The following is a 15261-nucleotide window of genomic DNA, read 5'->3' as shown; positions in this document are numbered from 1 at the left end:
GGGCGGGGGCACCCCACCGGCCCGCGGCCGAGCAACGCACCCGGACCGCACCCGCACGGCCGAGCGCGCCCTCGACCGCCCGCGGCCGGCTACACCGCGTCCGCCAGGGACAGTGTGTGCAGGCGCTCCGGAGGGCCCGGGCGGGCGTAGTACCAGCCCTGGGCGGTGTCGCAGCCCAGTTGGCGCAGCTGCTCGGCCTGCGCACCCGTCTCGACGCCCTCCACCGTGACCGCGAGTTCAAGGCTGTGCGCCAGGGAGACGATGCCCTCGACGATCTTGATGTCGACGGGGTCCGCAGGATGCTGCTGCATGCCCTGCGTGAAGGAGCGGTCGAGCTTGAGGACGCTCACAGGGAGCCGCCGCAGGTTGGCCAAGTTCGAGTAGCCGGTGCCGAAGTCGTCGAGCGCTATGTCGACACCCATCTCGGCGAGCTGCCGCAGCGGCTTGAGGAGGTCCTCGTCCGCGCCGATCAACGCCGACTCGGTGACCTCCAGGCACAACGCCCTCGGCTCCAGGCCGGAGCGCTCCAGGACGTCCACCGTGTCGGCGACCAGTCCCGGGTGGTGCAACTGGGTCGGCGACAGGTTGACGTTGATCCTCAGTGGCCGGCCGGTCCCGCCGACCGGAGCCTGCTCGTGCCAGAACCGGGCCTGGTTCACAGCCTCCTGGAGCACCCAGCGGCCCAGCGGCACGATCAGGCCCGTGTGCTCGGCGAGCGGGATGAACCGGTCGGGCCCGAGCACCCCGTGCTGCGGATGGCACCAGCGCACCAGCGCCTCCGCGCCGTACACACTGCCGTCGCCGAGGTGCACGAGCGGCTGGTACTCGATGAAGAACTCACCGCGCTCCAGCGCCGCCGGCAGCGCCGTGGTCAGCCCGTGCCGGGTGATCGCGCGGGCGTCCGCCTCCGCGTCGGCGAACTCGAAGCGGTTGCCGCCCGCCGCCTTGGCCCGGTACATGGTGATGTCGGCGCTGCGCAGCACCTCCGCAGAGGTCCGCTCCCCCGCCGCCCCCCTCGACGATCCCGATGCTGCCCCGGAGGCTGATCTCGCGTCCCTCGAGCGTGACGGGCGCGGCCAGTACGCCGAGGATCCCGGCGGCCAGTTCGCGCACCTCGCGGGCGGTGTCCGCGCCGGTGGTCAGCGCCACGAACTCGTCGCCGCCGAGCCGGGCCACCATCTCGCCGGGCGCGGTGGCGCAGCTCTGCAGCCGGTCGGCGACCTCTACGAGCAGCCGGTCCCCTGCCGAGTGCCCGAGGCTGTCGTTGATCGCCTTGAAGCCGTCGAGGTCGAGGTAGCAGAGCCCGAAGCGGGCGCCTTCTCCGGCGGAGAGCGCCTTCTCCAGCCGCTCGAAGAAGAGCGTGCGGTTGGGCAGTCCGGTGAGCGCGTCGTGCGTGGCCTCGTAGCGCAGCCGGAGGTTGAGCAGCCGGCGCTCGGTGGTGTCCTCCATCAGCGCCAGCTGGTACTGCGGCTTGCCGTCGGCGTCCCGCAGCAGCGACACCGTGAGGTTGGTCCACAGGACGGTGCCGTCGTTGCGGAAGAACGGCTTCTCGACCCGGAAGTGCTCGCGGTCCCCGCGTACGAGCTCCTCGTGCAGCTCCCAGACGTTCGGCCGGTCCTCGGGGTGGGCCCACTCGCTGACCTTGCGGCCGCGGACGTGGTGCTCGAGTCCGCCGAACATCCGGGTCAGGGTGTCGTTGACCTCCAGTACATTGCCCTCGAGGTCGGCGATGCCGATGCCGACGGCGGCGCCCTCGAACACCGCGCGGAAGCGGGTCTCGGTCGCGTGCAGGGCCTGCATCGCGTCGCTGCGCGCCGCGAGCGCCGACCGGGCGATGGCCTCCTGCTCGGCGAGGGTGCGCTCGCGCAGCGCATGGGCGTAGCCGGCCGCCAGTGCATGCTGCAGCCGGGCGCAGCGGGCACGGTTGTCCTCGGCGGACTCCCGGTCGCTTCCGCAGTAGAGGACCAGATACGCGTCGACGACGCCGAGGGTACGGCTGAGCGCGTCCGGGTCGGTGCAGTGCGCGTCGACAAGGGCGGCCCCGACACGCTGGGCCGCGGCGGTGTCGAAGGGACGCACGTGCAGCGCGTCGCGCAACTGCCTGGCCAGAGGCAGCAGATGCTGTTCGAACTCGGCTCTGGTCAGCGACGTGGCCGTCACCGGGAAGATCGCCCGGCTCCAGATGGTCGCGAACCGCTGGAGTCTGTCCTCCAGGCCGTCCGGGCCCGCCGTGGGCTCCGGTGCCTGCGCCGGCGCCATCACGCCTTGCGTCCCACCCCTGCGAAGCCGGCGAAGGCGTAGGGGTCCTCCTGCTCGGCCGGGGCGTCGGGCCGCCATTTCGCCGTCGCCACGAGTCCGGGTTCGACCAGCTCGAAGCCGTCGAAGAACCGCGCGACCTCCTCGCGGCCGCGCATGATCAGCGGGTTGCGGATGTCCTTGTAGACCTCGACCGCGCCGCCCGCCTGTTCCTTGGGAAGGGGGACGCCCTCGTACGAGGCGTGGGTGACGAAGATGAGGCTGCCGGGCGCCAGCGCATCCCGCAACTCGGCGACGGCGCGCTGCGGTTCGTCGGCGTCCTCGATGAAGTGGAGCACGGCGACCAGGAGCAGGGCGACGGGCCGGTCGAGGTCGAGGAGACGGGCGACCTCGGGGCTGTCGAGGATCTCGCGCGGCTTGCGCAGATCGGCGCCGACGATCCCGGCTCTCTCGTTGCCCTCCAGCACGGCCTGGCTGTGCGCGACGGCGACCGGGTCGTGGTCGACGTAGACCACCCGGGCTTGCGGGTCCGCCTTCTGGGCCACTTCATGGACATTGCCGAAAGTGGGAATACCCGAGCCGATGTCGAGGAACTGGGTGACACCCTCGCTCACGGCGAAGCGCACGGCACGGCGCATCACGGCCCGGTTCGCCTGCATGATCTTGGGCAGCCCCGGCATGAACTGCATGGCCTTGCGCGCCGCTTCCCTGTCCACCTCGAAGTTGTGCGAGCCGCCCAGGTAGTAGTCGTAAATGCGGGACACACTCGGCACCGATATGTCGATGCCCGGCGGGGCCCAGGCGGGACGCTCCATTGATTTCTCCAACAAGTCGCCACGGACGTAAGGCCATGCGCATGGCCGGTGTTCGAGCCGAGGCTACTGATCGGCCGCCAAGAGGGCGAGCAGAAACGGAAATTACCGGTCCGTTCTTGGTCACACATGCCGTCGGCACGTGCGGTCGGCCCGCCGTCACGCGGGGGGCGTGAACGGCGGGCCGACAGGGCCGGAAACGCTGCGTGGGGACTCTACTTGGACGCTCCGACCAGCTTTCCCTGGGGCGATACGGCGTACCAGGTACCGCCCACACCCTGGCCGTTGGTGTCACCGGGCTCGGAGTCGCCGGAGTAGGTGTAGATCGGCCAGCAGTCGATGGTCTGCTGCTCGATGCCGTCGGGCCGGTCGAAGGTGACGAAGCCCTTCTTGAGGATGCCCGCGGTGTCGTTCTTGTCGACCGGCTCGACAACCGGCCACTTCTCCAGGCAGGCACCGGTGCAGGCCGTCTTCATCGGCCAGGCGGAGTCCTTCTTGAAGCGGTAGACCGTCATGCCGTTCTTGTCGACGACGATGTCGCCGAGCTTGGGGTCCTTGCGGACGGAGAGGCCCGCGAGGTCTGCGGGTTCGCCGCCCGCTTCTTCCGCAGCGTCCCCGGCTCCGCCGGGTGCGGCCTTCTTTCCGTCGGGGGCCGAGGCGAACCACGTGCCGCCCACGCCTTGGCCGTTGGTGTCACCGGGCTTGGTGTCCTTGGCATACCGGTACATCGGCCAGCCGCCGATGGTGAGCTGCTTGCTGCCGTCGGCCCGGGTGATCTCACCGATCACCGAATCGTCCGTGCCGGGTGCGGCGGTGACGTCGCCGGCCGCCACGACGGGCCAGGCCTTCGCGCACTCGCCTTCACAGTTCGACTTCGGTGGGCTGGCCGTGTCCTTGTCGAAGCGGTAGAGGGTGAAGCCCTCGCTGTCGGTGAGGACCTTGCCGAGCTTCTTGCTGTCCACGACGGCGAGCTGACCAGCCGTCTTCGGGGCGGCCGCGGCGTCGGCGCCCGAACCGTAGTCGGAGCCGTAGCCGTCGGCGGCAGGCTGCTGCGCGGGATTGGCCGCACCGACCGCCTGACCGTTGGGTGTTGCCGTGCCCTGGTCCTGACCGCACGCCGTCGTCAGCGCGAGTACGGCCGCTGCAGTCACCGCGAGCGAGGCGTTACGCCAGGTATTCATGTCAACTCCCGTTGTGCCTGGTCCCTGTTGTGGCGCCTGGGTGCGCCGTTCATGTCCCTAGGTACGGGCAGGAGGCTGTGAAGTGTTCAACGGCAGCGAAGAAATCTTCCGGAGTCTCAAACCCGGTCCGCCGACAACCCCACCATCAGGCGAATCGGCACCCGTTCTGGCGTGCCCGGCACAGTTGTGGATCATGCTCACGGGCGTGTACGGATCGCTCCTCGTCGGACGGCTGTTGCCAGCCGCCGCACTCGCCTGGCTACTGGTGGCCCCGGTGCCCGCCGCTGCCGACAACTGTACGTACGCCTCGATCGGCGGCGAAGGCTCGGCCTCGGCCGTGGCGGTCGCGGGCAGCGGCCGCTGTACGGCCGGCCCGTCGCCCGCCCCGACGCCACCGCCACCGCCACCGCCACCACCTCGGCCGGCCCCGCCGCCACCCGAGCCACCTCCTCCACCACCACCTCCACCACCACCGCGCGTCGAACCCGAGCCGGCCCCGCCCCCACCGCCGCCTCCACCTCCGACGCCGTCGCCCACGCCGACCGTGCGCACGGTCCCTTCACCGAGCCCGGTCGCGCTCCCCCACTACCGCAGCCCACAGCGCGAGGAACCGCGGAACGGCCCGTCCCTCGTGTCCCTCACGCTCCTGGTCACCGCCCCCGCGGTACTCGCCGCGGCCTTTCTGCGTCCCCGCTCCCGTTAGCCCTCGGAGGTATCTGTGTCGGAATGGGCCGTACTGACGATCGCGATGGCGGCCGCGTGCGCGGTCGTCCTGACCATCACGATCATCAACCACCGCCGGATCGGCGATGACGACGACCCGTCGGAGACCCCCAGCGTCATCGAGTACATGACGATGATGATCGGCGTGGTGTACGCGATCGTGCTGGGCCTCGCCATCGCCGGCGTCTGGGAGGCGCGCAGCGCGTCCCAGGAGTCCGTGCGTCACGAGGCACAGGCGCTGCACGAGGTGTACGCCCGCGCCGAGGTGTATCCGGCGGACGTCCGTACCCGTATCCGGGACGACGTCGACGCGTACGTCAGCCATGTCGTCGACGACGAGTGGCCCGCCATGGTCGAGACGGGCAGCCTCACCGACAAGGGCACCCGCCTCCTGGAGCAGGTGCGGCGGGACGTGACGGACTACGTCCCCAAGACCGACCACGAGGGGCAGGCGTACCAGCCGCTGGTCGACCAGGTCGCGGCGGCCGACGATGCCAGGGGCTCCAGGGGTCAGGGCATCGAGGCGACGATGCCCGGCGTGGTGTGGTTCGGACTGATCACTGGAGCCGTGGTAACCGTTGGCCTGATCTTTACGCTCCAGATTCGCCGGACTCCCCGGGAACTCCTGCTCGCGGGGCTGTTCAGCGCCCTGATCGCTTTCCTCCTCTTCCTCATCTGGGATTTCGACGCGCCGTTCGGCCGTGGCATTTCGGCCACCGCCGATCCGTTCATCACTCTCTTCCCACAAATCCTCGACTGAGGGCGAGACACCCGGGTGGCGTACGGCCGATTCACCCGGTCGTACGCCATCCGGGTTACCCGCGTCCCCCATTCGCCCGTCGGAGATCGCGGGTGTGATAGGGCGCTCCTAGCGTTCGGGTATCGAGGTGCATTCCCTGCCTTTGTGGAAACCCGTTCCGCAGCTGCTCCTCGGGGACCCGGAGGATTGATCATGCGCGCGATACCAGTCGCGTCTGCCGCTCTGCTGGGAGCGGCCGCCCTCGCCCTCACCACTCCCTGGGCGACAGCCGACGGCACTGACGGCGCGGGCGGCGCACCCGGCGCGCCGCGCAAGCAGCCGTTCTCGTTCGCCGTCTCGCCCAAGACCGTCGTCCCGGGCGGCCAGGTCACCCTGACCGTGTCCGGCTGCAACACCTCTGCCACGGCCTCCTCCGGCGTCTTCGACACCGTCACCATCCCGCCGGGTCTCACCGGCACGGCGACGGTCGACCGGGACGCCAGACGCGGTGCCGTGTACTCGGTGACGTTCACCTGCCGAGGCCAGTCGGGCACGACCGACCTGACCGTCGCCGGCGGCACGGGCGTGGCGACGACACGCTCGACGTCCACCTCCACCGCCACCGCCGCCGCCTCCCCCCGGGCCCCCCAGGGCGTCAGGGGCGGCGTCGGCGGCAGTGTCGGGGGGATCGACACATTCAAGATCATCACCGGTGGGGTGCTCGTGCTGGCCGCGTCCGGTGGCGTCTTCTACGTGGTGCGCAGGCATATGGGAAACCGTCTCCACTGAGCGCCTCGCCACCAGCCTCGGCCACCGGCCTCCACCCACGACCGTCCCCCACGTCGACAAAAGAACACGCAGCACAAGCCCGTCGCCCCGAGTCCTGGTCCAGGACTCGGGGCGACGGGCGGTTCGGGCCGACCGGGAGGTTCGGCCGGTCAGGCCTTTCCGCTGCTCATGCGACGGCGCCGGATGGTGTAGACGGCGCCGCCGACGGCCGCCGTGGCGACGAGCCCGCCGCCCACGGCCATCTCGGTGGTCGAGGGACCGCGCGAGCCGCCGAGGCCACCTTGCGCGCCGCGGCCGGCGAGCACGGTGAAGGTCCGGGTGGCTACCCGATGGCTCTCGCTCTTGCCGTCGTGGCACCGGACGGCGAGGTTGTACACGCCCGGCGTCGCGTTGTCGTAGATGCGGGCCGTGGCGTCGGCCACGCCGCGGAAGTCGTCGCCGTGGTCACCACGGTTGTTGCCGTTCCCGCCGCGGCCACGGTCATTGTCGCGATCGTTGTTGTCACGGCCGTTGTTGTCACGGCCGTTGTTGTCCCGGCCGTTGTTGTCCCGGCCGTTGTTGTTGCCGCCCTGGTTGCGACCGTTGTTCCCGTTCCCGTTCCCACCCTGGTCACGGCCGTTGTTCCCGTTCCCGTTGCCGTTCCCACCCTGGCCGTTGCCGTTCCCGTTGCCGTTCCCGTTCCCGTTCCCACCCTGGCCGTTGCCGTTCCCGTTACCGTGCCCGTTGCCGTTCCCACCCTGGCCGTTGCCGTTCCCGTTGCCGTTCCCGTTCCCACCCTGGTCACGGCCGTTGTTCCCGTTCCCGTTCCCACCCTGGTCACGGCCGTTGTTCCCGTTCCCGTTCCCACCCTGGTCACGGCCGTTGTTCCCGTTCCCGTTCCCGTTCCCGTTGCCGTTCTCGCCAGAGCCTTCGCCGAAGCCGCTCTCGCTCCCGCCCTCGTCCCAGTCATCGCCGTCGCTGCTCCGGACCCCGGACCTGTCACGGGTCGCGCCGCCCACCGCACGCTCACCCTTCGAGCCGTGCCCGCCCCGGTTCCCGGAGAGGTTGGCCGTCGGAAAGGCGTTGGACCTCACGGTGCCGCCCTTGTCGCAACCGTCGACAAAGATGTTCAGGATCCCGCCCTGGTGGACCGCGGACGGGGAGATGTTGACGCTGGTGGGGCCGCTGCCACCCTCGTTGGCGGCGGTCAGCGGCGCTGACAGCCCAACGGCCGCGCATGCGGTGAAGGTCACCGCGAGTGTGCGTGAAGCACGCATGGTTGAACCTCCAGTGGAGACGCGCCCCGGAACGGTGCTCCGGGAGATTTGACGAGAACGCCCTCCACCACGAACACTCACCGGCCTGCACATTCGCCGCATTTTGGGACTGGTCCACCCCAGTGAGCCGACACGCCGGTGCGAGCACCTCGTATCTGACGGAGTCGCAGGTCACAGACCGTCAGAGGCTTTTATATGACGATGTACACGAATGGGTCACCCCAAGTGGCCGTACCACCCGTTCGCCCCTCTCCGGTCGCCGCCCGGCCCAGGCGTGCTTAGCGTGCGTGCAGACGATGAGATGGGAGAACCATGGGCCGCCAGGACTACACCGGCGCAAAGTCGAGGAGACGCTCACCGTGGGGCGTACTTGCTCTCGTCATGCTCACCGGCCTCGCTCTTGTCCGGAACGGCATCGATGTGGGAATCGGGCCGCCCCAGCCGGCGGTCGCGGCCGCGCTGGACAGCCGCCGCTACACGGATTCGGTCCCCCTGACGGGGCCCGTCGAGCCGCTGCCGTACGCCCCGGCGTCCCGGATCGCGATCCCGGCGCTCCAGGTCGACGCACCGATCATCGACGTCGGTCTCGACACCAACGGCTGGATCGAGGCCCCGCCCGCGCAGGACCCCAACCTCGCGGGCTGGTACCAGAACGGCGTCGCCCCGGGCCAGCAGGGCACCGCCGTGGTCGTCGGCCACGTCGACAACGCGGCCGGCCCCGCCGTGTTCTACGGTCTGGGCGCGCTCCAGAAGGGTCAGCACGTGGAGGTGGCCCGATACGACGGCAGGGCCGCGGTGTTCGAGGTGTACGGCGTCGAGGTGTTCTCCAAGGACGAGTTCCCGGGCGCCCGCGTGTACGGCGACACCGGGGCCCCGGAGCTGCGCGTCATCACCTGCGGCGGCGGGTACTCACGGGCCGGTGGCTACGACGGCAACGTCGTCGTCTTCGCCCGCATGATCTCGTCGCAGTGAGCGTTCGAGGGGCCGCCGGCCCGGCCCGCCGACGGCCCCTCGTCCTACGTGCCGGTCACCGTGCACGCGCAGCGCCCGCGCCCGGCGTTCCTCAGCGCACCGGCACTCTGATCCGGTACCCGGACCGCAGCAGCGCCGGCAGGTAGCGGCGCAGCGCCGCCACGCTCTGCGAGCGGTCGCCGCCCGCGTCGTGCGAGAGGACGACGGCGCCGGGCTCGGCCCCGTCCAGGACGCGGCTGACGATCTTTCCGGTGCCGGGCTCGCGCCAGTCGAGGCTGTCGATGGTCCAGGCGAGCGGCTCCATGCCGAGATCGGCGCCGATCTCGAACGAGTGCTTGTTCCATGCCCCGTACGGGGCGCGGTACCAGAGCGGCGGGCTGCCGAGCGTCTTCTCGATGATCTCACTCGTGCTGCCCAGTTCGTCGCGGATGCGGGACGCGGAGAGCCTCGGCACCAGCGGATGCGACCAGGTGTGATTGCCGATCACATGCCCGTCGTCGGCAACCCTGCGCAGCAGGTCCGGGTGCTCCACCGCCATTTCGCCGCAGACGAAGAACATCGCCCGGACGTCGTGTTTGCCCAGAATCTTCAGGATGTCCGGCGTGTATCGGGGGTGCGGGCCGTCGTCGAAGGTCAGCACCATGGAGCGGCCGAGTGCCGGCATGCGCAGAAACGGCTCTTGCCGGACCGGAGTCGCCGCCCTCATCAGGGGGTTGGGCGCGAACGCCGTCATCGGCTGCAGCCTGTACGCCGAGGCTTTGGGCACCGTGGCTGCCGACTGTGGTCCCGCCGCCGCCCTGGGGCCCGCCGCCTTGGGGTCCGCCGCCTGCGGGCCCGGCGCGGGGACCGATGGCCCGTTCGGCGAGCGGGTGACCTCCGCACTGAACAGGGGTGCGGCAGCGGCGGCCGCGAAGCAGGCTGCGAAGCCCAGCACCGACCGTCGCGTCAGCGGGTTCTGATCCTTCTCCATGAGCAATGGCTGCCACGGGCACCGTTCAGCGGGCCTCCGCGACACCGGTTCGGCGTACGAATGCACCCATTGGGAGCACCGGTAGGTACATCTGTCCGACAAGTCGGCCGAATGATCAGTGGCGGCGTACCAGAGGGAACGGCAGCGTCTCGCGGATGGTGAGCCCGGTCAGGAACATCACGAGCCGGTCCACTCCGATACCGAGGCCGCCGGTCGGCGGCATCGCGTACTCGAGCGCGTCGAGGAAGTCCTCGTCGAGCTCCATGGCCTCCGGGTCGCCGCCCGCGGCGAGCAGCGACTGGGCGGTGAGGCGCCGCCGCTGCTCGACCGGATCGGTCAACTCGGAGTAGGCAGTACCCAGTTCCGTACCGAAGGCGACCAGGTCCCAGCGTTCGGCGAGGCGCGGGTCGTGGCGGTGCTGGCGGGTCAGCGGGGACACGTCGGTCGGGAAGTCCTTGTAGAAGGTGGGCAGCCGGGTCTTCTCCTCCACCAGCCGCTCGTACATCTCCAGGACGACATCGCCGCGCGTGTCCTCGGGACTGTGCGGGACTCCGGCCAGATCGCACAGCCTGCGCAGCGTGTCCTCGTCGGTGTCGGCGTCCACATGGTCGCCCAGGGCGTCGGACAGCGCGCCGTAGACCGTCTTGACCGGCCACGGCCCCGAGATGTCGTGGGCGACGAGCTTCCCGTCCGCTCCCGCCTTGTGCGCGACGGGTGTGCCGAAGGCGGCGGTGGCGGCGCCCTGGATGAGTTCACGGGTGAGGTCGAGCATCACGTCGTAGTCGGCGAAGGCCTGATAGGCCTCCAGCATCGTGAACTCGGGATTGTGCTTGTACGAGACGCCCTCGTTGCGGAAGGTGCGGCCCATCTCGAAGACCTTCTCCAGGCCGCCCACGCACAGCCGCTTCAGGAACAGCTCGGGGGCGATGCGCAGATAGAGGTCCATGTCGTAGGCGTTGATGTGGGTCGTGAACGGGCGGGCGTTGGCGCCGCCGTGGATCTGCTGGAGCATCGGGGTCTCGACCTCCAGATAGCCGCGGTCGAGCAGCCCCTGGCGCAGTGCCTGTACGGCGCTGGAGCGCGCGCGGACGACACTGCGCGCGTCGGGGCTGGCGACCAGGTCGAGATAGCGGCGGCGGACGCGGGCCTCGGGGTCGGCGAGTCCGCGTCGCTTGTCGGGCAGCGGGCGCAGGCATTTGGCGGTGAGCTGCCAGGCGGTGGCGAAGACGGTGAGTTCGCCGAGGTCGCTCGCGCCGGCCTCCCCCGTGGCGGTGATGTGGTCACCGAGGTCGGCGTCCCTGGTGAACGTGTCGAGGACGCCGGTGCCCGACGCGTCGCGGGTGAAGGCGATCTGGAGATCGCCGGACCAGTCGCGCAGCACGGCGAAGACCACGCCGCCGAAGTCGCGTACGGCCATGACGCGCCCGGCGACGGTGACCTGGTCGCCGGTGCGGGTCCCGGGCACGAGGGCCGGGTGTGCGGCCCGGATCGCGGCGAGCGTGCCGGTGCGTGCGGCGACGCCGACCGGGTAGGGGTCGGTGCCCTGCTCCCGCAGCCGCTCCAGCTTGCGATGGCGGATCCGCACCTGCTCGGGCAGTCTGCGCTCTCCCATGGGGCGTACCGTGTCGGGCCCGGCCAGCTCCAGCGCGTCGATCGCCGGCAGCCCCGCCGTGCCGGCCACGGGCGCGGCGACGCCGCGCTGTCGGCCCTTGCCCCAGCGTTTGCGCAGGCTGGGTACGGAGACGAAGCCCTCGGCGATCCCGGAGGCGAGTCCGACACGGGCGAGGGAGCCGGCATCGCCGTAGCAGAGGAAGCGCGGGTACCAGGCGGGCTTGTACTTGACGTTGGACCGGTAGAGCGCCTCCAGCTGCCACCACCGGGAGAAGAAGAGCAGAAGCCTGCGCCAGAGCCGCAGCACCGGTCCCGCACCGATCCTGGCACCCTCCTCGAAGGCCGAGCGGAAGACGGCGAAGTTGAGGGAGATCCGGCGGACGCCGAGCGTCGGGGCCTGGGCGCAGAGCTCGGCGACCATGAACTCCATGATGCCGTTGGGGGCGGTGTCGCGGTCGCGGCGCATGACATCCAGGGAGATGCCGTCGCGCCCCCAGGGGACGAAGGAGAGCAGCGCGATGAGCCGGTCGTCGACGTCGAAGGCCTCGACGAGGAGGCAGTCGCCGTCCTCCGGGTCGCCGAGCCGGTCGAGCGCCATGGAGAAGCCGCGTTCGGTCTCGGTGTCGCGCCAGGCGTCGGCCTTGTCGACGACCTGCTTCATCTCCTCGTCGGTGAGGGCGGAGTGGCGCCGGATCCGGGCGGTCGCGCCGAGTCTGCGGACGCGGCCGACGGCCTGCCGGGCGACCCGCATGTCACGCCCGTCCAGGTCGAAGCGGTCGACGTGCAGGATCGCCTCGTCGCCGAGCTGGATGGCGCCGAGCCCCGAGCGTGCGTAGGACCTGGCGCCGTCCTCGGAGGCGCCCATGACGGCGGGCGCCCAGGCGTAGCGGCGGGCGACGTCCAGCCAGGCCTCGACCGCGGGGGTCCAGGCCTCCCTGTCGCCGACCGGGTCACCGCTGGCCAGGGCGACTCCCGCCTCGACGCGATAGGAGACGGCGGCCTTGCCGTTGGGTGCGAAGACGACGGCCTTGTCCCGGCGGGTGGCGAAGTAGCCGAGGGAGTCCTGGGAGCCGTAGGCGCCGAGCAGGGCGCGGATGCGGGGCTCCTCGTCGCCGTGCAGAGCGGCTTCCATGCGCTGTGAGCGGAAGAGCGTACGGGCGGAGTTGAGCAGCGCGAGGGCGCCGAAGAGGCCGAGGAGGAAGAAGAGTGCGCGCGGCGGGGAGCCGTCGAACTGGGCGCCGGAGGCGAGGCCGCCGAGCACCCGGTTGGCGGACCAGAGCAGCCGCTGCTCCGGGACGAGGCTGCCCGGGAAGAGCTCGACGAGTCCCCAGCCGACGAGGATGCCGACGGCGAGTCCGAGGATCAGGACGAGGATCGCGTGCCGCAGCGCGCCGCGCCGCGTCAGGGCGTAGAACTCGCGCCGGGCGACGACCAGCAGTGCGAGCGCGAGCAGGCACAGCACGAGGTTGGGGATCCATGCCCAGTCCCGCTGGAGGGCGAGCGTCAGGACGTCGGTGACGACGAGCAGTGCGAGATAGGTGACGACCAGCCACCAGGCGGCCTTCTTCCGGGCGCCGATCGCGGCGGCGAGCAGCATCAGGAAGACGGCGTAGGCGAGGTTGGCGCTGACGGGTACGGCGACCTGGTCGAGGAAGGCGGAGACGGGGCTGAGCAGCCTGCGCAGGGGTGCGATCAGCGCGATCAGCGCGCAGTACGCCCCGAGCACGGCGAAGAACACCGCGAAGGCGCCCGGCACCTTGCCGAGGAAGCCGCTTCGGGCCTTCGTCGCATGATCCGCCACGCCGACGCTCATGTTCCGCACTTTAGGGAGGCCGCCGCCCGGCCGCCTGTCGGGCGGGATAGCCTCGGTGGTGTGACTGAGCAGCGCCAGGGGTTCGAGCGTGGCACCGACGGGCCGAAGGTGATCGTCGCGGGCGTGGACGGTTCCGACTCGTCGCTGCGGGCCGTGGCCTACGCGGGCGGTCTCGCCCGGCGGCAGAACGCCCTGCTCGCGATCGTGTACGTGCAGCCGCTGTTGTCCGCGGGCGCTGCGCTCGGCGCCCCGGTCGTGGACGCGACCGAGGAGATCGCCGAGGGCCTGGTCGCGGAGATCCGCGAGGCGGCGGAGCGGGTACGGGGCATCTGGAACGTGCGCTGGGAGTTCCACACCTTCCGGGGCGATCCCTACAACGGACTGGTGACGGCCGCCGACGAGCTCAAGGCGGACGCGGTGGTGGTGGGCGCGTCGGAGTCGGCGGGGCACCGGATCATCGGCTCGGTGGCGGTGCGGCTCGTCAAGGCGGGGCGCTGGCCGGTGACAGTGGTTCCGTAGTCCGCCCGGAATCATCACTTCCGCGGCCGCATGTCGCCTTCCGTCCCCGGCTCCCCTGGTCCATCATGAGCCGCCGTTGTCCGACAGCGGTCCGCGAAGAGGTGACTCATGGCAGGGCTACGGATGGGACAGGGCGTACTGCGCCGCAAGCCCATCGAACTGATCGAAGAGGGTCCGCCGGGCGAACAGCTCACAAGAACTCTGGGCCTCGGGCAGCTCACGGCCATCGGCGTCGGCGGCATCATCGGCGCCGGGATCTTCGCCCTGGCCGGAGCGGTCGCCAACGGCACGGCGGGCCCTGCGGTCCTCATCTCGTTCCTGATCGCGGGCGTCGCCAGCGCCGCCGCCGCCTTCTCGTACGCCGAGTTCGCCGGCATGATCCCCAAGGCGGGATCGGCGTACACGTACGGCTACGCGGTCCTCGGTGAGCTGGTGGGCTGGTTCATCGGCTGGGACCTGCTGCTGGAGTACACGGCGATCGTGGCAGTGGTCGCCATCGGCATCTCCGGCTACTTCGGCTTCCTGCTCAACGCGCTGGGGGTGGAGCTGCCCGCATGGATGCTCGGCGCACCCGGCACCGGCGAGGGGCACCAGGTCGACCTGTTCGCGTCGGTGCTCTGTCTGTTCATCGCGTACCTGCTCACGCTCGGGATCAAGAACGCGGCCCGCTTCGAGACGGTCGTCGTGGTGCTGAAAGTCCTGGTCGTACTGGTGGTGATCGTCGTCGGCTTCTTCTACATCGACACGGCCAACTACAGCCCGTTCTTCCCGTTCGGCGTCAGCGGGGCGTTCACGGGTGCGGCGACGGTCTTCTTCGCGGTGTTCGGGTACGACGCGATGTCGACGGCGGCCGAGGAGTCCAAGGACGCGCAGCGCCACATGCCCAAGGCGATCATCTACTCGCTGGCCATCTCGATGGTGCTGTACGTGCTGGCGTGTCTGGTGCTGACGGGCATGCAGAACTACAAGGACATCGACCCGGAGAGCGGGTTCTCCACGGCCTTCGAGTCGGTGGGGCTCGGCGGGCTCGCGAACGTCATCGCGGTGGGCGCGATCATCGGCATCCTCACCGTCATGTTCACGTTCATGCTCGGGGTGACACGGGTGTGGTTCGCGATGAGCCGTGACGGGCTGCTGCCCCGCTGGTTCGCGAAGACCCACCCGACGAAGCATGTGCCGGTACGAGTGACCTGGATCGTCGGTGTGGGATCCGCGATCATCGCCGGATTCCTGCCGATCGGCGAGGCGGCGGAGCTGACCAACATCGGCATTCTGCTCGCGTTCGTCGTCGTGTGCATCGCGGTGATCGTGCTGCGCTACAGGCGTCCGGAGCTGCCGCGGTCGTTCCGCTGCCCCGGCATGCCCTTCGTGCCGGCCATCGGTGTCGCGTTCTCGATCTGGCTCATCACGTTTCTGGCGTGGCAGACGTGGGCGCGGTTCGCGGTGTGGTTCGCGCTCGGCCTGGTCATCTACTTCGCGTACTCCTACCGGCATTCGGCACTCGCGAAGGCGGAGGTGCCGGCCGGGCCCGGGGCGGGTCCCGGGACCGGATCCGGGACCGGGACCGAGGCCGGTCCTGGGCCGCAGTGACCCGAAGGGCTCGATTGAACGGCCCGAGTG

9 protein-coding genes and 2 pseudogenes are annotated in these 15261 nt (G+C 70.4%); 5 read left to right on the top strand and 6 right to left on the bottom strand.

Going from position 1 to position 15261, the window contains the following annotated elements; genetic code table 11:
* Window positions 1-89: 89 nt before the first annotated feature.
* From ACWCP0_RS20470 to ACWCP0_RS20460, 3 genes and pseudogenes are all read right to left on the bottom strand, one after another.
* Window positions 90-2259 (bottom strand): annotated as a pseudogene (locus ACWCP0_RS20470) (putative bifunctional diguanylate cyclase/phosphodiesterase).
* Window positions 2259-3071: an SAM-dependent methyltransferase gene (locus ACWCP0_RS20465; RefSeq protein ID WP_451080214.1), complete on the bottom strand. Its 813-nt coding sequence runs from the start codon at window positions 3069-3071 to the stop codon at window positions 2259-2261. Before ACWCP0_RS20465 ends, ACWCP0_RS20470 begins: the two are co-directional and overlap by 1 nt.
* Before the next feature lie 212 nt (window positions 3072-3283).
* Window positions 3284-4249 carry an SCO0930 family lipoprotein gene (locus ACWCP0_RS20460; protein WP_451080213.1) on the bottom strand — a complete coding sequence of 322 codons (966 nt, stop codon included), beginning with the start codon at window positions 4247-4249 and terminating at the stop codon, window positions 3284-3286.
* 718 nt (window positions 4250-4967) lie between these two features.
* Here ACWCP0_RS20460 and ACWCP0_RS20455 point away from each other — a divergent pair.
* Window positions 4968-5732, top strand: a complete 765-nt coding sequence (locus ACWCP0_RS20455) for a bestrophin-like domain (RefSeq protein ID WP_451080212.1) — start codon at window positions 4968-4970, stop codon at window positions 5730-5732.
* Between the two features lie 192 nt (window positions 5733-5924).
* Window positions 5925-6500, top strand: coding sequence for a hypothetical protein (locus tag ACWCP0_RS20450; RefSeq protein WP_451080211.1), 576 nt, complete (start codon window positions 5925-5927; stop codon window positions 6498-6500).
* A 149-nt stretch (window positions 6501-6649) separates the two neighbouring features.
* Here ACWCP0_RS20450 and ACWCP0_RS20445 read toward each other — a convergent pair.
* Window positions 6650-6925 (bottom strand): annotated as a pseudogene (locus ACWCP0_RS20445) (hypothetical protein); the annotation flags it as partial.
* A gap of 1143 nt (window positions 6926-8068) precedes the next feature.
* Between ACWCP0_RS20445 and ACWCP0_RS20440 the strand changes: the two are divergent.
* A complete protein-coding gene (locus ACWCP0_RS20440; protein WP_451080210.1) occupies window positions 8069-8728 on the top strand; it encodes a class F sortase in 660 nt (219 codons plus the stop codon).
* Between the two features lie 91 nt (window positions 8729-8819).
* On the opposite strand, the gene ACWCP0_RS20435 is transcribed toward ACWCP0_RS20440, so the two are convergent.
* A complete protein-coding gene (locus tag ACWCP0_RS20435) occupies window positions 8820-9698 on the bottom strand; it encodes a polysaccharide deacetylase family protein (RefSeq protein WP_451080209.1) in 879 nt (292 codons plus the stop codon).
* Window positions 9699-9813: 115 nt separating this feature from the next.
* The gene (gene lysX / locus ACWCP0_RS20430; RefSeq protein ID WP_451080208.1) at window positions 9814-13122 is read right to left on the bottom strand and encodes a bifunctional lysylphosphatidylglycerol synthetase/lysine--tRNA ligase LysX; all 3309 of its coding nucleotides are present in this window, start codon (window positions 13120-13122) and stop codon (window positions 9814-9816) included.
* Between the two features lie 60 nt (window positions 13123-13182).
* On the opposite strand from lysX, the gene ACWCP0_RS20425 reads away from it, so the two are divergent.
* Complete coding sequence (locus ACWCP0_RS20425) at window positions 13183-13641, top strand: universal stress protein (protein ID WP_451080207.1); 459 nt, start codon at window positions 13183-13185, stop codon at window positions 13639-13641.
* Window positions 13642-13749: 108 nt separating this feature from the next.
* The gene (locus ACWCP0_RS20420; protein ID WP_451080206.1) at window positions 13750-15231 is read left to right on the top strand and encodes an amino acid permease; all 1482 of its coding nucleotides are present in this window, start codon (window positions 13750-13752) and stop codon (window positions 15229-15231) included.
* Window positions 15232-15261: the final 30 nt, after the last annotated feature.

It is taken from the genome of Streptomyces sp. NPDC001970, assembly GCF_053594115.1.
Note: the sequence above shows the minus strand (reverse complement) of the source record. Positions and strands in the feature narration are given on the sequence as shown.

Bases quoted from the DNA above. Each gene is read 5' to 3' on its own strand.
- ACWCP0_RS20465 (WP_451080214.1), bottom strand. From the start codon at position 3,071: ATGGAGCGTCCCGCCTGGGCCCCGCCGGGCATCGACATATCGGTGCCG.
- ACWCP0_RS20460 (WP_451080213.1), bottom strand. From the start codon at position 4,249: ATGAATACCTGGCGTAACGCCTCGCTCGCGGTGACTGCAGCGGCCGTA.
- ACWCP0_RS20450 (WP_451080211.1), top strand. From the start codon at position 5,925: ATGCGCGCGATACCAGTCGCGTCTGCCGCTCTGCTGGGAGCGGCCGCC.
- ACWCP0_RS20440 (WP_451080210.1), top strand. From the start codon at position 8,069: ATGGGCCGCCAGGACTACACCGGCGCAAAGTCGAGGAGACGCTCACCG.
- ACWCP0_RS20435 (WP_451080209.1), bottom strand. From the start codon at position 9,698: ATGGAGAAGGATCAGAACCCGCTGACGCGACGGTCGGTGCTGGGCTTC.
- lysX (WP_451080208.1), bottom strand. From the start codon at position 13,122: ATGAGCGTCGGCGTGGCGGATCATGCGACGAAGGCCCGAAGCGGCTTC.
- ACWCP0_RS20420 (WP_451080206.1), top strand. From the start codon at position 13,750: ATGGCAGGGCTACGGATGGGACAGGGCGTACTGCGCCGCAAGCCCATC.